Origin of the sequence: Aeromonas sp. 2692-1, from assembly GCF_013085505.1 — a bacterium.
GTDB classification, from domain to species: Bacteria; Pseudomonadota; Gammaproteobacteria; order Enterobacterales; family Aeromonadaceae; genus Aeromonas; species Aeromonas hydrophila.
This window is the reverse complement of sequence record NZ_CP038513.1, coordinates 4,899,981-4,917,114: the sequence shown is the minus strand read 5'-3', so window position 1 is coordinate 4,917,114 and position 17,134 is coordinate 4,899,981. Positions and strand designations below refer to the sequence as shown.

Annotated in this window: 12 protein-coding genes; 8 read left to right on the top strand and 4 right to left on the bottom strand. The window is 60.1% G+C overall.

Going from position 1 to position 17,134, the window contains the following annotated elements:
- Positions 1-4 precede the first annotated feature (4 nt).
- From E5E97_RS22910 to E5E97_RS22900, 3 genes are all read right to left on the bottom strand, one after another.
- Positions 5-1,378, bottom strand: a complete 1,374-nt coding sequence (locus E5E97_RS22910) for a MotA/TolQ/ExbB proton channel family protein (RefSeq protein ID WP_017410944.1) — start codon at positions 1,376-1,378, stop codon at positions 5-7.
- Entirely contained in the window at positions 1,375-2,139 is a 765-nt protein-coding gene (locus tag E5E97_RS22905) for a DUF3450 domain-containing protein (RefSeq protein WP_016351821.1), read from the bottom strand. Before E5E97_RS22905 ends, E5E97_RS22910 begins: the two co-directional genes overlap by 4 nt.
- Positions 2,140-2,249: 110 nt before the next feature.
- On the bottom strand, positions 2,250-4,805 hold the full coding sequence (locus E5E97_RS22900) for a TonB-dependent receptor (protein WP_171281169.1): 2,556 nt from the start codon (positions 4,803-4,805) through the stop codon (positions 2,250-2,252).
- A 738-nt stretch (positions 4,806-5,543) separates the two neighbouring features.
- On the opposite strand from E5E97_RS22900, the gene E5E97_RS22895 reads away from it, so the two are divergent.
- From E5E97_RS22895 to E5E97_RS22875, 5 genes are all read left to right on the top strand, one after another.
- Entirely contained in the window at positions 5,544-6,569 is a 1,026-nt protein-coding gene (locus E5E97_RS22895; RefSeq protein WP_011707197.1) for an ABC transporter permease subunit, read from the top strand.
- Positions 6,570-6,672: 103 nt separating this feature from the next.
- The gene (locus E5E97_RS22890; protein ID WP_026080473.1) at positions 6,673-7,716 is read left to right on the top strand and encodes an ABC transporter permease; all 1,044 of its coding nucleotides are present in this window, start codon (positions 6,673-6,675) and stop codon (positions 7,714-7,716) included.
- Between the two features lie 82 nt (positions 7,717-7,798).
- Complete coding sequence (locus E5E97_RS22885; protein ID WP_171281168.1) at positions 7,799-9,616, top strand: extracellular solute-binding protein; 1,818 nt, start codon at positions 7,799-7,801, stop codon at positions 9,614-9,616.
- A 25-nt stretch (positions 9,617-9,641) separates the two neighbouring features.
- Positions 9,642-10,700 carry an ABC transporter ATP-binding protein gene (locus E5E97_RS22880; RefSeq protein WP_171281167.1) on the top strand — a complete coding sequence of 353 codons (1,059 nt, stop codon included), beginning with the start codon at positions 9,642-9,644 and terminating at the stop codon, positions 10,698-10,700.
- Positions 10,697-11,698, top strand: a complete 1,002-nt coding sequence (locus E5E97_RS22875) for an ABC transporter ATP-binding protein (RefSeq protein ID WP_130631767.1) — start codon at positions 10,697-10,699, stop codon at positions 11,696-11,698. Before E5E97_RS22880 ends, E5E97_RS22875 begins: the two co-directional genes overlap by 4 nt.
- 679 nt (positions 11,699-12,377) lie before the next feature.
- Here E5E97_RS22875 and E5E97_RS22870 read toward each other — a convergent pair.
- Positions 12,378-13,829, bottom strand: a complete 1,452-nt coding sequence (locus tag E5E97_RS22870; RefSeq protein ID WP_044800673.1) for an aminoacyl-histidine dipeptidase — start codon at positions 13,827-13,829, stop codon at positions 12,378-12,380.
- A 917-nt stretch (positions 13,830-14,746) separates the two neighbouring features.
- On the opposite strand from E5E97_RS22870, the gene gpt reads away from it, so the two are divergent.
- The 3 genes from gpt (at position 14,747) to crl (ending at position 17,056) form a co-directional block, all read left to right on the top strand.
- Positions 14,747-15,214, top strand: a complete 468-nt coding sequence (gene gpt / locus E5E97_RS22865; RefSeq protein WP_011707189.1) for a xanthine phosphoribosyltransferase — start codon at positions 14,747-14,749, stop codon at positions 15,212-15,214.
- Between the two features lie 119 nt (positions 15,215-15,333).
- Entirely contained in the window at positions 15,334-16,602 is a 1,269-nt protein-coding gene (gene frsA, locus E5E97_RS22860; RefSeq protein WP_011707188.1) for an esterase FrsA, read from the top strand.
- A 61-nt stretch (positions 16,603-16,663) separates the two neighbouring features.
- Positions 16,664-17,056, top strand: coding sequence for a sigma factor-binding protein Crl (gene crl / locus E5E97_RS22855; protein ID WP_011707187.1), 393 nt, complete (start codon positions 16,664-16,666; stop codon positions 17,054-17,056).
- Positions 17,057-17,134: the final 78 nt, after the last annotated feature.

Here is a 17,134-nt window from a genome sequence, read left to right as displayed (position 1 = left end):
CTCCTTACGCTGCGGCTTTGGAGGCGTGCAGACGTTCCTGGTAGCGGGCGACGAAACCGGCGCTCTGCTCTTCCAGCACCTGGATCAGACGACGGCTCTGGGTCTGTACGATGGTGTAGAGGAACAGCATGGGCACGGCGACCACCAGACCCTGCATGGTGGTGACCAGGGCTTCGGAGATACCGCCCGCCATCAGCTTGGGATCGCCGGTACCGAACAGGGTGATGGCCTGGAAGGTGGCGATCATCCCCACTACGGTACCCAGCAGACCCAGCAGCGGCGCGACCGAGGCGATCAGCTTGATGATGCTGATGCCCTTCTCGAACTTGGGCACGTTGCGCAGGATGATCTCGTCGAGCTTGGACTCCAGATCCTCGATGTTGTCGCCACGATGGCTCTGGTAGGCCCCCAGCATCTCGCCGATGGGGTTGCCCTTGATGATCTGATCGGATTTGAGCTGCTTGCGCATGGATCCGCCGATGAGGGAGAGGCGAGCGCCGCAGAACAGCGCCAGCAGGGTGCCGAGCACGCCGAGCACCATGATGACGTAGCCCACTTCACCCCCCTGGTCGATCCGCTCCTTCAGGGTCGGCGACTGCACCAGCAGGGAGAGGATCACGCCGCGGGACGGGTCGACGAAGATCGGCTTGACGCCGCCGCCACCCTGTTCAAAGTCGGCGATGGGCTCCAGCACCCCCTTGTCGGGCTGGCGGGGCAGCTGTTCGAACTTGCCGGTCTCCGGCACGAAGGTCAGGTACTTGCCTTCGGAGACGGTGTTGAACTCGCCGATCTGGGTGACGGTCTTCTCGGCCTGGTTGCCTTCGCCATAGACCACGGTGGCCGGGATCTGGCTCACCTTGCCACCGTCGACCATGCGGCTGAGGGTGGTGGTCCAGAAGGCGGTCAGGTCATCGCTGGAGGGCAGCTCCTTGCTCTCGGCCAGGCGGGTCAGCAGGGCGGTCTGCTCCGGATGCTCGACCCGGCGGGCAGAGGCGTTGAAGATCCCCTTGAACTCGCCGGCGAACTGGCGCAGCACCCCGAACATCTCGCCCATGTTGCCGGCACGCTGGCGCAGGGTCTCGGTCAGCTCGGTCAGCTGCTTGTCGTTGGCATCGAAGGTGGCCTTGAGCCGCTCACCCTTGGCCGTTTCGGCGGCCAGTTCTGCCTTGGCCTTGGCCAGCAGGGCGGCCTGCTCGTTCTTGTCGGCCAGGAAGCGGGCTTCCCGCTCCTTGTTGAGCTGGGATTCGGTGGTGCTGGCGGCCTTGACCTGATTGAGCAGGGCGTTCAAGTCCACCGGTTTCTCGGCGGCGGTCACCGGCAGGGTGATCAGGGTGGCGCCCGCGATCAGCGAGGCGATGGCAAGTTTGATTCCTTTCATGATGCTTTCTCCGCAGTTTGAACCGGCAGCTTGATGAGGGCGGGGGGCGCCTGCTTCTTGGCGATGCGAAGGCCCTGTTCCACTGCACTGCGATACTCCTGGGGCAACTCTTCCCACTGGCGGGTCTTCTTGTTCCACATGCCGGTCTCATTGCCGTCCGGGGACTGGTAGAGCAGGGCGATGCGGCCGACGCGCAGGAACTCGTAGGTCTTCTCGCCGCCATCCTTGGCCAGGCTGGCCTTGTAGGATTCGATGGTGCGGCTGAAGCCCTCCTCGATCTGGTAGGCCTCCAGGATCTTGCGGTACTTCTCGGAGATGGTGACGTCGGCCCGGTTCATCAGGTCGGTCAGGGCCGCGACGCGATCCTCCCGCTCGACCTTCTGGAACGGCAGATCCAGCGCCACGAACTGCTCGAGGGAGTCGATCATCTTGAGCATCAGCGGCACCACTTCGGTGCTGGTCTGATCGATCTGGGCGATCTGGCGCTGCATCGAGGCCAGTTCGCTGCTCTGGGAGTCGACCATCTTGCCCACCTGCTCGTTGTAGGTACGCAGACTGTCGACCTGACGCAGGGCGGCCTTGTACTGGGCGAGGGCGGATTCGGCAGAGTCGGCGTAGTTGTCGATCTTCTGCTGGGACACTTTGGATGCATTGTCGGTGGCGGCTTGAGCGTCCACTGCCTGGCTGGCAGAGGCGGCACTCAGATTGAAGCTGGTCAGCAAGGCAGCGGAAACCAGGCTGCCGAGGAGCGCTTTCTTCATTGTAATTGTCCTTGTTTTCATAGGATTACCCTATCTCCGTAACTTCCTTGGACGTTGGGCAAAGCCGGCCCGACCGGGCCGGCTTGGGTTTATATCTCAACAGGAGTTGATTAGAACTTCTGGGTGTAGTCGAGGTAGACGATGCGCCCGTCGATGCTGTAGAGATCGTCGTCGTAGGTGAAGCCGTCGCTGGAGAGCGAGGGGCCTACGTTGAACATGTTCTTCACACCGGCTTGCAGCTTGCCGTTCCAGGGGGTGTCCACACCGACGTTCAGGTTCCAGGTGGTCTGGGAGGCGATATGGCCCTCTGTCTGACCGTCCACGTAGTCCTGGCTCTGGGAGTCGATGTAGTTGGCACTCAGGTAGGCATCCATGTTCCACCACTGCGGTACATTGACCCCGACGCCGGAGTTGAAGCGCAGTTCAGGCTTGGCGTTCCAGCCCTTCTTGTCGACCATGGGACCACCGGCGAACAGACCCTCTTCGTATTTCAGAATGTAGGTGCTGCCGAAGTCGTAGCGCACGGTCACGACGTCGAAGTCGTACTTGTAGTCAGCCTTGAAGTCCAGACCGCTGGTCTTGAGCTGGCCCAGGTTGACCATGCCGGCGTAAACCTCTTCCACATCGCCGTTGGCATCGCGAATGACGTTCGGGTTGCTGCCGGTGTTCAGCTCCTGATAGAACTGGGTCTGGGTGGTGGCCAGCTGGATCACGTCATCAATCTTGATGTAGTAGTAGTCCAGCGAGAGGTTGAGATTGTCGATCGGGCTGTAGGCCGCGCCGATGCCGAAGGTGTCAGCCGTCTCTTCCTTCAGGTTCTTGTTGGATTGACGCACCGTGGAGTACTGCTCTTCCGGGCAGTTGGCGACACCGTTGGCCTGGCAGGAGACATAGTCCTTGGCGAAGTCGGCGGAGTCGGCATCGGCTGCATACAGATCTTCCAGGCCCGGGGCGCGGAAGGATTGTGACCAGGAGGTGCGCAGCAACAGGTTGTCCAGCGGCTGATAACGCAGGCTCGCCTTGGGCGAGAAGGCGCTGCCAAAGTCACTGTACTTGTCGAAACGACCGGCCAGGTTCAGCTCGATCTGCTCGGTGATGGGGATCAGGCTCTCGATGTAGGCGGCGAAGACATCGCGCACGCCACCGCCCGAGTTGCCGGAAGAACCGATGACGTTGCCGGCCGCTGACTGGCTGTCATAGGTGTCGGAGTAGACCCAGTCGTTGTACTCGGCCCCCAAGTACCAGCCGATGGGGCCGGCTGGCAGTTCACCCATGCTCCAGCCCAGACCGCCGTACCACTGGAAGAAGTCCATCTTGGAGGTGCGGCTGGTGTCGTAGGAGAGGCTGTTGGTGGCGTCACTGGAGAACTCGCCGTTCTTGAAGTTGCCGCTGTCGACCTCCTGCTGGACCGCCGGGTTCAGCACATAGCCGGTGCCGCGGCTCTTGTTGTCGGTCTTGGAATACATGTAACCCGCATTCCACTCCACATCGCCCACCGCTTCGGTCGGCAGCGTGCCTTCGAAGCCCAGGTTCATGCTGCCGGTCAGGTCGGTGACGTCGTTGTCACGGGGACCGACGTTGCTGAAGCGGTAGTAGACGGTGGCCTTCTCGCCGATGAAGCCGTTGTCGGCCAGCAGCTGGGCGCCGCCCGGAGTGGTGCCGTCGATGGAGAAGGGGCCGGCGGCCGGAGCGAAGCGGCCAAAGCTGGTGACCCGCGAGCCGATCAGCTGGGGAACGAAGTCGACGCTGTCATTGATGTGATAGCGGCCGTTGACGTAGACGGTGTCCCGGGTGCGGGAAGCGGTCTTGGCGGCGACCTGGGCAAAGTCGAAGCGACAGGCGCTACCGACCGGTACGAAGCCGGGGCCGGTATTGGCACAGTCGATGCCTTCCAGGGTACGGGTAACTGTCTTGCCGGTGGCGGCATCGATGCCCTTGATGTTGCGGCCATACAGGCTGGGGGCAGAGGCACCTTCACGAGCCATGTAGTCGCGATCCTTGTAGTAGATCTCGTCCTTGACATCGTGCTCGTAGACCATCATCAGGGCGCCTTTCTCCCCGGTGATGCCGCTGACGATGGAGCCGCTCTTCTCGTCGCCACCCTCTTCGGTTGGAGAGCCGATACGGCCCTGGAATTCCAGCCCTTCATAGTCCTGTTTCAGGATGACGTTGATGACGCCGCCGATGGCATCGGAACCATACAGGGCAGAGCCGCCGTCCAGGTTCACTTCCACCCGCTCCACCGCCGCCATGGGGATGGAGTTGAGGTTGATGGAGCTACCCCCCATGGAGGGAGAGCCGGCGACCCGCTTGCCGTTGAGCAACACCAGGGTGCGCTCGGAGCCAAGGCCGCGCAGGCTGACGGTGGCCTGGGATTGGGCTGAGCTGCCGGAAGAGGGGGAGATACTGCCGAAGGAGTTGTAGGAGGCCTGCTTCAGGTAGTCGGCCACGGTCTGCTGACCGGATTGCTCGATCTTGGCCTTGCTGATGGCGACGACCGGGGTGGCGCCCTCCACGTCGACGCGCGAGATACGGGAGCCGGTAACCTTGATTTTCTGGAGTTTTTCGACGTTTTGGCCCTCTTCGGCCAAGACAGGGGTGGCCACTACTGCCGCGCTCGCCAAGGCAAACGCTACGGCAGCAGAGAGTCTGCTTTTCCTAAGCATCGCTTATATCCTTCCTGGTTGTTTTTTTGTTTGCTTCCATACCGCCCTCGTTGGAGCGATGCGTAAGGCTTATCAAGCTTTGACGGTTGACGTCAATTGAGGCGGTGTGGATGGGGAAGGGGGGCGCAATAAGCTGACTATGTTTTAATACTTCCGGTTTCGCAGCGGTTTATTCTGACTTGATGATATTTTACGATGTGAAATCGATGTTAAAATGAGTGGTTTCCATTTTATTGATTAATTTTGAACTTATCGATAAGGGGGATGTCTCGCTAGTTTTTATATTGTTAACCAAGACTTTTTTAGCATTATTTTCTGTTTTGGTAGCGTGTTCGGCTGAGGTTCAGATTGCATTGTCGAGCCGGATTTCAGCTTGCCCATATAGAGAAGGGTGATTTAATTCTGATTTATCATATCTTGTTGTTTTATATAAAAAAGATGTTTTCGTGATGCTGTTTTTGTAGGTTTGATTGAAAATTTAAACGTTATTTAAATTGTTCATGTCGCAGTTTTTTATCTTGAAGTTGGCTTTTTCATAAAAAACTCACAGTAAATTCCACGGTTTGCCAAAGGGGCATGTCATGCCCTTCGTTCTACTTGATTTTTGTTGCAGAGCTTTTACAGTGACCGAGCGGATAGTCTGTCAATAACCGGCTATCCAGTGAGTAATGCCAGGAAGGACAGGCCCGTCACCGGATGTGACTGGCCATAAAAGAACAACAAGGACGAGGTTCCACCATGCTGTCGTATTTCTTACGTCGGATGCTTTTGATCATCCCGACGTTTCTCGGTATCACCCTGCTCGTCTTCACCATCACCCGCTTCGTGCCGGGCGGCCCGGTCGAACGCATGCTGCTGCAAGCTCAGGTTTCTCAGAACGAATCGGGCCGCTCCAGCGGCAGCAAGGGGGCACAGGCGCTCTCCGACGAGCAGATCGAGGAGCTCAAGGCCTTTTACGGGCTCGACAAGCCCATGCTGGTCGCCTATTGGGAGTGGCTGCAGAAGCTGGCGGTGCTGGATCTTGGCGAATCGACCCGCTATTACGAGCCGGTGTGGGGCCTCATCAAGGACAGGTTGCCGGTGACCGCCTTCTTCGGGCTGGCAACCTTTCTGCTCAGTTATGCCGTTTCCATTCCGCTCGGGGTGGCCAAGGCGCTCAGGCACAACAGCCGCTTCGATTCGCTCAGCTCCATGCTGATCTACATGGCCTATGCGCTGCCCGCCTACGTGGTGGGGATCTTCCTCATCACCGTGTTCGCGTTCCATCTGGAGTGGCTGCCGATGGGGGGCTTCCCGGGGGACGAGTTCGACGGCATGGAGAGCAGCTGGGATCAGATCCGCACCGTCTTCGCCCATGCCTTGCTGCCGCTCATCGCCTACGCCATCGGTGATTTCGCCATCCTCACCATGACCATGAAGAACAGCCTGATGGAGAACCTGTCGGCGGATTACGTGCGCACCGCCGTGGCCAAGGGGCTGCCGTTTCGCAAGGCGGTGACCGATCATGCGATGCGCAACAGCCTGATCCCCATCGCCAGCCACTTGGGGTCGGTGCTCACCGTCTTCTTCGGCGGCTCCTTTCTCATCGAGACCATCTTCAACATCGACGGCATCGGTCTGCTCGGTTACGAGGCCATCGTCGAGCGGGATTACCCCACCGTGATGGGCATTCTGGCCATCACCTCCATGCTGATGCTGGTGGGCAATATCGTCTCCGACATCTGCGTTGCCCTGGTCGATCCCCGCGTGCGGTTTGGAGAGTGAGCATGAATCCAATCTCTCTTGTCATGCCGATGCTGATATCACGCCATATCGTCTCCGATATCTGCGTTGCACCTTTTGTTGTCCCCCGCGTGCGGTTCGGAGAGTGAACATGAACCCTGTCACCTTAAAAAAACTCAAGCGTTTCAAATCGATCAAGCGCGGTTACTACTCCTTCATCATCTTCACCACCCTGGTGCTGCTCTCCCTGCTGGCGGAGCTCTTGGTCAACAGCCGGGCACTGATGGTGAGCTATCAGGGGGAGCTCTATTTTCCCACCTATGGCGACGTGATCCCGGGTCAGCAGTTCGGGCTCGATTATGAGTACGAGACCAACTATCGCCAGCTAAAAGACAAATTCGCCGCCGATGGCAAGGGGGATTGGGTGGTGTTGCCGCCGGTGCCCTGGAATCCCTATGAGCAGGATTTCAAGCAGGACGCCTACCCACCCTATGCGCCGAGCCTGGCCGAGCGCCACCTGCTAGGCACCGACACCAGCGGTCGCGACGTACTGGCGCGGCTGGTCTACGGCTTTCGCATCGCCATCGGCTTTGCCTTCATCGCGCTGGTGGCCAGCTATGCCATCGGGGTCACCATCGGCTGCATGATGGGCTTCCTCGGCGGGCGGTTTGATCTGGTGCTGCAGCGTTTTATCGAGATCTGGTCCCAGGTGCCGTTTCTCTACGTCATCATGATCCTGGTGTCGCTGGCCAAGCCCAACTTCGGCCTGTTCGTGGCCATCAACGTGCTGTTCGGCTGGATGGGCATCACCTGGTACATGCGCACCCTCACCTACAAGGAGCGGGCGCGGGACTACGTGATGGCGGCGCGTGCCCAGGGGGCCGGCACCGGGCGGATCATCTTCCATCACATTCTGCCCAACACCCTGATGATGATCGTCACCCTGGCGCCGTTTGCCGTGGTGGGCAACATCTCCACCCTGACGGCGCTGGACTATCTGGGCTTCGGCCTGGCTCCGCCCACCCCGAGCTGGGGGGAGCTGCTCTCCCAGGGCATCAACAACCTGGATGCCATCTGGATCGTGAGCTCTGTGGTGGCGGCGGTGAGCCTGGTGCTGATCATGGTCTCCTTCATCGGCGAGGCGATCCGCGAGGCGTTCGATCCGCGCAAATTTACCCGTTATCAGTGACCTGGGGCGGGCTTATGGCCCCGGGTTGCTCACCCTTGAATCGACAAGCCCCCAGTGCAGGGGTATGACCTGGAAGTCAAACATGAAAAATAAAATCAAATGGATAGGTGCTCTCTTTGTGCTGGTGAACGGATCCTGGGTATGGGCGGCCAGCCTGCCTGCGGATCTCAAATGGGAGACCAACGACACCGACCCCGTGTTCGCCTCGCCCAAGGCGCTGCCCGGTGGCAGCATCACCATGTTCGTGGACAGTTTCCCACTGACGTTTCGCACCGTGGGGCCCGACTCCAACGGCGCGTTCCGCTCCTTCATCATGGACAACCAGCTGAGGCTAATCAGCTTCCACCCCAATACCGGCAACCCCATTCCGTCGCTCGCGACCCACTGGGCCATCGCGCCGGACAACCAGACCGTCTACTTCAAGCTGGATCCGCGTGCCAAGTGGTCGGACGGCAAGCCGGTGGTCGCCGATGACTACACCTTCGGCTACGAGATGATGCGCTCCAAAGACATCAAGGGGCCCTGGTTCAACAACTACTACACCACCGAAGTGGTGGCGGTGGAGAAGGTTGACGACCATACCATCCTGGTCAAGGCGGGTACCCGCAAGGCCAAGCTGGACCTGCTCAACACCACCGAGTTGTGGCCCCAGCCCAAGCACTACTACAAGCTCACCCCCAACTGGGTGAAGCAGTACAACTGGGCCGTGGTGCCCAACACCGGCCCCTACGTGATGAGCGACGTGAAGAAGGGCAAGTCCATCACCTTCAGCAAGCAGAAGGAGTGGTGGGCAAAGGACGATCGCTACAACCAGCACAGGTTCAACCTCGACACCATCAAGGTGCAGGTGATCCGCGATCACAACATCGCCTTTCGTCACTTCCTGAAAGGGGAGCTCGATACCTTCGAGATGATCCTGCCCAACTGGTGGCATGAAAAAGCGGTCACCCCCGAGTACAAGCAGGGATACGTGCAGAAGGTGATGGCCATGACCGACACCAAGCAGGGCGGGCAGGGGGTTCACCTCAATGTGGCCAATCCCAAGCTGGCTGACCTCAACGTGCGGCTCGGCATCCAGCACGCCTTCAACATCGACAAGATGATCAAGACCGTGCTGCGTGGCGACTACGACAGAGCCACTACCTTCGGCTCGGGTTTTGGCGAGTTCACCGACATGCAGCTGCCGGAGCGGGCCTACGACATCGCCAAGGCGCGCGACTACTTTGCCAAGGGCGGCTATACCAAGCCGGGGCCGGACGGCATCCTGCAAAACGACAAGGGGGAGCGGCTGACCCTGGCGCTCACCTACACCAGTCAGGAGCACTCCAAGCGTTTGACCGTGCTCAAAGAAGAGGCCAAAAAGGCGGGGCTGGATCTGGAGCTCAACCTGGTGGATGGCGCCACCGGCTTCAAGGCGATGCTGGAGAAGAAACACGAGGCGGCCTGGATGGGTTGGGCCGGCGGCGGTCTCTACCCGCAGTATTGGGAGTCGTTCCACTCCGCCAACGCCAACAAGCCGCAAACCAACAATTTGTTCAACGTGGCTGACAAAGAGCTCGATGGGCTGATCGACGCCTACAACGTCGAGTTCGACATGGCCAAGCGGGCCGAGCTCTCTCGCCAGATCCAGCAGCGCATCTATGATCTCGCCATCTTCGTGCCCGGGGTGCAGCTCAACTACGTGCGGGCCAGCAGCTGGCGCTACGTGATGCTGCCCGAGGTGCCCGCCACCAAGAACACGCCGGATCTGCTCTACTGGCCCATGGATGGCTACCCTCACAGCAGCGGCGGCCTGCTCTGGCTCGATCCCAAGGTGAAGGAAGAGACCCTGAAAGCCAAGGAGGCAGGGGAGGCGCTGACGCCCATCAACCTGCTCGACAAGACTTATGCACGTCATTGATATGGCGCAGAAGGGAGCAGCAGTCATGTCCAACACACAGGCTCCCCACCCCGGCGCCCGGGATCATGGGGGGCAGCTCAGCGTTGATGATGACCAGAGCAAGGCCCCGATTCTGGAGGTGCGCGATCTGGCGGTGGAATTTGCCGTCGACGACGGCAAGATCAAGGTGCTCGACGGGGTCAGCTTCAAGGTGGCCCCGGGTCAGACACTGGGGGTGGTCGGTGAGTCCGGCTGTGGCAAGAGCGTCACCTCGCTCGCCATCATGGGGCTGTTGCCCAAGCCCCATGGTCAGGTGGTGGCGGGCTCCATCCGCTTTCAGGGGGAGGAGCTGCTGTCGCTTGCGCCGGATCAGATGTACAAGGTGCGCGGCAACCGCATCTCGATGATCTTTCAGGAGCCGATGACGGCGCTCAACCCGGTGCAGACGGTCGGCGATCAGCTGATGGAGGTGTTTCGCCTCCACCGTCCCGACTACAGCAAGGCCCAGCGCAGGGAGGCGGCCATCGCCATGCTGCAGAAGGTGGGGATCCCCGAACCCGCCCAGCGCTTTGCCGTCTATCCCCACAACCTCTCCGGCGGCATGCGCCAGCGGGTGATGATCGCCATGGCGCTCGCCTGCGAGCCGGCGCTGCTCATCTGCGACGAGCCGACCACGGCGCTCGATGTGACCATTCAGGCCCAGATCCTGGAGTTGATGAAGGAGCTGCAGGCCCAGACCGGCATGGCCATCATCTTCATCACCCATGATCTCGGGGTGGTGGCGGAGCTGTGCGACGAGGTGGTGGTGATGTATGCCGGCCGGGCGGTGGAGCAGGCCGACGTGTTCGAGCTGTTTGACCACCCGCGCCATCCCTATACTCATGGTCTGATGAGCTCGATCCCGCGGCTCGAAGATGAGCCCAAGAGCCTGCTCAAGACCATCAAGGGGCAGGTGCCCGCCCTGCACGAGATGCCGGCCGGATGCCGTTTCTCCAACCGTTGTCCCCATGCCACCGAGATCTGCGTGAGCGCCATTCCGGCTACCGAGCAGCTCGCCGAGCGGCATGGGGTGGCCTGCCACCACTGGAGGGAGCTAGCCGTATGAAGACGCTTTTATCGGTGCGCGACGTGAAGCAGCACTTCCAGCTGGGCGGCGGCTTGTTGCGCAAGAAGTATCATGTCTACGCGGTGGACGGCATCAGCTTCGATCTCAAGCAGGGAGAGACGCTGGGGCTGGTGGGCGAGTCCGGCTGCGGCAAGTCGACCCTGGGGCGCACCCTGCTCAAGCTGTTCGAGCCGACCGCCGGCACCATCACCTTCGAGGGGCGCGACATCACCCACCTCTCGCCCAAAGAGATGCGATCTTTGCGCCAGGAGATGCAGATCGTGTTTCAGGATCCTGCGGAATCCCTCAACAGCCGCCACACGGTGGGGCAGATCCTGGAGGAGCCCTTCGTCATCCACGGCAAGGGCAACGCCGAACAGCGGCGGGTCTGGGTGCAGGAGTTGCTGGAGAAGGTGGGGCTGCCCGGCAGCGCGGTGGATCGCTATCCCCATGAGTTTTCGGGCGGCCAGCGCCAGCGCATCGGCATCGCCCGGGCCATCGCCCTCAAGCCCAAGCTGCTGGTCTGTGACGAGGCGGTGTCGGCGCTGGATGTGTCGGTGCAGTCCCAGATCGTCAACCTGCTGCTCACCCTGCAGCGGGAGATGAACCTCGCCATCATCTTCATCGCCCACGACCTGTCGGTGGTCAAGCACATCTCGGATCGGATTGCGGTCATGTATCTGGGCAGGATCGTCGAGCTGGCCGAGGCCCAGTCGCTCTACCTGGCCCCCCGCCACCCCTATACCCAGGCGCTGATTTCGGCCATTCCGGTGCCGGACCCGCGTCGGCGCAGTCAGCGCATCCTGCTGACGGGGGATGTGCCATCTCCCATCTCGCCGCCGAGCGGCTGCCACTTTCATCAGCGCTGCCCTTACGCCGGCGAACTGTGTCGCACCAAGGCGCCGAGCCTGCAGCCGTGCGACGGGGCCGATCATCAGGTGGCCTGTCACACGCCGTTACCGCTGGCCGAGGCGATCCCTCTGGGAAAGGCGGTATGATGCCGGTGCCCGCATCGCAGCAAGATGGCACGGGAAACAGCGAATAAAAAATGGGGCCTGCGGGCCCCATCTTCATGGTTGGAGTTCAGGTTTGGCCGTGGAACATCTGGCCAGGGCAGGACAGCTCCCCCGCAAGGGGATGGCTGCTGTGTGGATTGTTGTTTCTTGTAATTTTACTACTTAATTGTTCGATCACGCTTTCACGAAATTGCCCGCTGGCGACATCAGGCGCCATAGCGGAAGTAGTAGTTGCGGGTTGCCGGCGCATAGGTATCTTTCTCTACGACGCCTTTCTTGCTGGTTACACCCTTCAGGTGGAACAGAACTGCCAGATTCTCAAACATATATTCACCTCATTGCTCTGTCGTTGATTTGTTATCTGTGACCTAGGTCACGCTTTGATCCTATGGTCTTCTGTGAGCTGGATCAACTTTTTGTGTTGTAAATTTACATAAATCATAGAAAGGGTTTTCAAATCCAAGGTTGCTTATGGAGACGGTTTCAGCAGGCTCTCAGATTGACACCTGATGGTCTGGCTGGTCTGGGTGAGCGGCGGATGGGGGGAGGCAGAGCAGTCCGGCAGTTTCGAGGGGAAACATGCCAAGGGTGGGAGCAGGCAAAAAAATACCCCGCACCTGGCGGGGTATGTGGTGTGGCCGGTCGGCCTTGACCTGCGGGCTTATTTGGCCGGGATCTGTTCCAGCACGTGAACCAGCAGTTGCCAGAACCGCTCGACCGCCGGAATGTGCACCTTCTCACCCGGGGCGTGGGCGCCGCGGATGGTCGGGCCGAAGGAGACCATGTCCCACTCCGGGTAGGCGCTCTTGAACAGACCGCACTCGAGGCCGGCGTGGATCACCATGACGTTCGGCATCTCGCCGAACAGGGTCTGGTAGCTGCTCCGTACCAAGGCCATTACCGGAGAGTCCACGTTCGGTGCCCAGCCCGGGTAGGCGCCGGTAAACTCGCAGCTGGCGCCAGCCAGATTGAACAGGGAGCGGGTCATCTGTTCGACGCTCTCGCGACCGGAGTCGATGAGGGAGCGGATCAGGCACTGTACGTACACTTCGCCATCCTGGGTCTTGATGACACCCAGGTTGGTGGAGGTCTCGGTCACGCCCGGGATGGCATCGCTCATGCGGATGACGCCGTTCGGGCAGGCCATCAGGGAGTCCAGCAGGCGGGCCTGCAGGGACTCGCTCATCAGCTGGGCCGGTTTATCCTGAGTGGTGAGCAGCACGGTCAGGTTGGCTTCGGTGGCGGCGAGCTCGCTCTGGTAGATGCCGGTATAACGGTCAACCAGGGCCTTGAATTCGTTGACGCTGGCGGCGGGTACCAGCAGCTTGGCCCGGGCCTCGCGCGGGATGGCGTTGCGCAGGGTGCCGCCATGGATCTCGGCCAGACGCACACCCAGCGGCTCGGCGGCCTTGAGCAGACGCACCAGCAGCTTGTTGGCGTTGCCGCGGCCGCGATGGATGTCGACCCCGGAGTGACCGCCGCGCAGGCCCTTGACCTGCAGCTCGAAACCTTCACCCTCGGTGGCGGCGACCAGCTCCAGCGGGAAGCGGATATTGGCATCCACCCCGCCGGCGCAGCCCATGTAGACCTCGCCATCCTCTTCGGAGTCGGTGTTGAGCAGGATCTCGCCCTCCAGCCAGCCCGCTTCCAGACCGAAGGCGCCGGTCATGCCGGTCTCTTCGTCGGTGGTCAGCAGCACTTCCAGCGGACCGTGCTTGATGGTCTTGTCGGCCAGCACGGCCAGGCAGCCGGCCATGCCCATGCCGTTGTCGGCACCCAGGGTGGTGCCGCGGGCAGTGACCCATTCACCGTCGATGTAGGCATCGATGGGATCCTTGGTGAAGTCGTGCTGGGTGTCGGCGTTGGCCTGCGGCACCATGTCGATGTGCGCCTGCAGCACCACGGCCTTGCGGTTTTCCATCCCCGGCGTGGCCGGTTTCTTGATGATGATGTTGCCGACGGCATCTTGCTTGACCGCCAGACCTTCCCCTTGTGCCCATTGGACGATCCAGGCGCTCAGCTGGGCTTCGTGCTTGGAAGGGTGGGGGATGGAGCAGATCTGTTCGAAGAAATGCCAAATCAGTTTGGGAGAGAGAGAACTAAGCTGTGCCACGTCGGGACTCCTTACCAGCACGGAAGATGACAGGGCCCCGGTAGCGGGGCGAGCAAGAGGATAACGATAATACAGTCAATCACACAAAAATGTGAGCGATCAGCGCAAATTGCGGGCGGCTTGTGCTGGCAAGCGGGGGAATGGCAGCGTACAGCTTCGGTATGGACGAAACGAACCAGCACAAAAGAAAATTTGTGACTCGCATCACAAAAATATTGAGTTTATGGCGCCGGCTGGTAAATTAACGACCGTGGTTCGCCACCCGTCAGGATGACGATGAATGCCTCCAGGGAACCGAAGCAAAGCAAGTGCGCCTCCATGGAACCGAGTGTCCGTTCAAGGATCTGAACCCGCATTAAGGTACGTAACTTGTTAAGCAATCAGGAGTTTATGATGTCAGGCAGCAATTCAACCTATTGGTTCGCCCAGTCTCTTTATACCCAGGGTTTCAACTATCCGAACCCTTACGCCAGCCGCCGTTAAGGCAGGTTGCCGGCTAGGCTGACAGGCAGATCGAAAACAGCAGGCGAGTGAGGAATCCATCCTCCCCCTGCTATTTTTTTATCTGCTGCTCGGCGAACTCCGCCTGGGAGAGGGAAAAGAGGGAGTCAGCCGGACTTGCTTCGATTTTTTTCCTGCATTTCGCATACGTTTGCCAGTCAATTTATCCGCAAACGATGGTATCATGCCCGCCCAACAGCCTGTCTGCGGTCCTGCCCCCTCTGTGACATGACCGCCAGCTCTGCCCATCCTGCTTCCATTGCATCTGTTTTCGCTGCCGAGGGTCTTCTCCCGAGGCGGTCGTGGTGCAAGCCAAATTTGGGAAAAAGGGCCGTCAGCATTAACGAAATTACGTGCATCAGCACGGATTTTTAAGTCGTAAGTGATTGTTTTTATAACTCGTTGAGATCGATAGCATGCCAAAAAAATTCTACGTATCGTGGGACAACCTGCAACGTGAAGCGCGCCGTCTGGCCCGTCGTCAACTGCCCGTCAGCCAGTGGAAAGGGATCATCGCGGTCAGCCGCGGCGGCCTGGTACCGGCTGCACTGATGGCGCGTGAACTTGGCATCCGCAACGTCGAAACCCTCTGCATCTCCAGCTATGACCACAACAACCAGCGTGATCTGGTGGTGGTGAAGGCCGCCACCACCGCGGGTGACGGCGAAGGCTGGCTGGTGGTGGAAGATCTGGTGGACACAGGCACCACCGCCAAGGCGATCCGCGAGCTTTACCCCAAGGCCAAGTTCATCGCGATCTTCGCCAAGCCGATGGGCGAGCAACTGCTGGATGACTTCGAAGTCGCCATCCCGCAGGACACCTGGATCGAACAGCCGTGGGATATGGCGCTGGAGTTTGCCACGCCGATCTGCGACGAAGAGTAAGCAGCGAATCAGCTTCACAGGGCTCCTATATGGAGCCCTGTTTTTTTGTGGTGCAACTGGCTGCCGGGCGGGAAAAGTGGTTAAGATGGAGCCATTGCATGACAGTATGAGTAATAGCTTTGGACTTGAACGACGACCTTAACCTGACCGAGAAGCTCTTTACCCGGGTAAAAAAGGTGCTGGAGACCTCTGAAGTCTCCAATTCCAGCCCGGTCGCGGAGCAGGATGACAATGTCGACGAGACCTTCATCGACGGTTCCATGTCATCGCGCTGGTATCGTCTGCTGCGCCGGCCGACCTGGGCCTGGCAGGGGGCAGACCCGGTCGAGGTGGAGCAGACCCTGGCCTGCATCGCCATGGGAGAGGGCGAGCGTACCCACGAGCGCTTCCTGGATACCATCAAGGGTTATGTGCCCGGCAACTGGGTCTATGAGTGGAGCCAGCTGGCCGGCCGCTACTTCAACCGGGGTCGCGAGCTGGTGGCACAGGGCGAGCGGGCCGCGGCCCTGAAGAGCCTGCTCAAGGCGGTGCGCTACTACTCCATCGCCAGCTATCCCCATCTGAAGAATGACGAGCTGGCGGATCAGGCCCAGCTGCTCGGCAACATGGCCTACCGTGAGGCGGGACGCCTGTTCAAGGTGCCGCTCAAGGAGCTGCAGGTGCCGTTTCGCGGCAAGCACATTCAGGGCTACCTGCACCTGCCGACCACCGACAAGCCGGTGCCCCTGGTCATCGTCAGCGGCGGTATCGACTCGCTGCAGGTCGACTTCCTCAATTTCTATCTCAAGTGCCTGGAGCCCAACGGCATCGGCATGTTGTCGCTCGATATGCCGGGCATCGGCTATGCCGAGCATTGGCCGCTGGTGCAGGACACCAGCCGGCTGCATCAGGCGGTATTGAATCATCTGTCCGAAGTGGCCTGGGTCGATCACCAGCGCATCGCCATGGTGGGCTTTCGCCTGGCGGGCAATGTGGCGGCACGGCTCGCCTTCATCGAGCCGTTCAAGCTCAGGACCGTGGTCTGCATCGGCGCTGGCGTCAACCAGGTGTTTACCAACCAGGAGATGTTTGCCCGTTGCCCGCGCATGATGCGCGACGGGCTGGCCAACCGGCTGGGGGCTGATGCGGCCCAGTGGGAGTCGCTGCGTACCAAGTGCCAGGTATTTTCACTCAAGACGCAAGGATTGCTGGGGACTCGCACTTCCGTGCCGATATTGAGTATTGGACACAAGAAAGATTTTATTTGTCCCGAGCAGGATGTCCGGGCATTGGCGTCCGCCAGCCGTAACGGCAAGGCGGTGGTGTTCGACAAGCAACCCTTGCTGGAGGTATACGACGAGGCGTTGAAAGAGATGGTCGACTGGCTCAAGAAGCACCTATGTACATGATATAGCGCTAAAATATAACGTCATCCCAGGGTGATGTGGCTTGTTCAACAGGGAGGTTAACATGTCAGAAAGAGTGACCTACAAGCGACTGCTGAGGCAGTTTGCCGCGATTGGCCCCTATTTACGTGAGGACCTGTGTGAAGAGGGGCGTTACCGTTTCGACTGCCTTTCCGTCTGTGTCAGCGCCAAGCCGGCGCCGGACAAACGGGAATTCTGGGGCTGGTGGCTGGTGCTGGAGCAGCAGGATCACAGCTTCAGCTATCACTATCAGGTCGGCTTCTACAACGCCGAAGGGGAGTGGCTCAACAAGCCGCTGCCCAAGAAGCATCAGGCTGAAGTCGAACGTACCCTCAACCACTTCTACAAGCTCATCAGTGACAAGCTGCACCAGCTTGGTTGCCAGCTCGCTCCCGCCGAGCAGGTCACCAACGAGCTGACCGTCACCGCCGCCTGATGACCCGCCGCCCCGCCAGCCACCCATCGGCTGGCGGGGTGTTTCTTTGCTGCTTGCTCCGCTTTGCCTGCACCCGCC

What these genes read in the sequence shown, in the direction of transcription:
- crl (WP_011707187.1), top strand. Translation starts at nt 16,664, where the DNA reads ATGTCAGAAAGAGTGACCTACAAGCGACTGCTGAGGCAGTTTGCCGCG.
- E5E97_RS22895 (WP_011707197.1), top strand. Translation starts at nt 5,544, where the DNA reads ATGCTGTCGTATTTCTTACGTCGGATGCTTTTGATCATCCCGACGTTT.
- E5E97_RS22910 (WP_017410944.1), bottom strand. Translation starts at nt 1,378, where the DNA reads ATGAAAGGAATCAAACTTGCCATCGCCTCGCTGATCGCGGGCGCCACC.
- gpt (WP_011707189.1), top strand. Translation starts at nt 14,747, where the DNA reads ATGCCAAAAAAATTCTACGTATCGTGGGACAACCTGCAACGTGAAGCG.
- E5E97_RS22900 (WP_171281169.1), bottom strand. Translation starts at nt 4,805, where the DNA reads ATGCTTAGGAAAAGCAGACTCTCTGCTGCCGTAGCGTTTGCCTTGGCG.
- E5E97_RS22885 (WP_171281168.1), top strand. Translation starts at nt 7,799, where the DNA reads ATGAAAAATAAAATCAAATGGATAGGTGCTCTCTTTGTGCTGGTGAAC.
- E5E97_RS22875 (WP_130631767.1), top strand. Translation starts at nt 10,697, where the DNA reads ATGAAGACGCTTTTATCGGTGCGCGACGTGAAGCAGCACTTCCAGCTG.
- E5E97_RS22905 (WP_016351821.1), bottom strand. Translation starts at nt 2,139, where the DNA reads ATGAAGAAAGCGCTCCTCGGCAGCCTGGTTTCCGCTGCCTTGCTGACC.
- E5E97_RS22880 (WP_171281167.1), top strand. Translation starts at nt 9,642, where the DNA reads ATGTCCAACACACAGGCTCCCCACCCCGGCGCCCGGGATCATGGGGGG.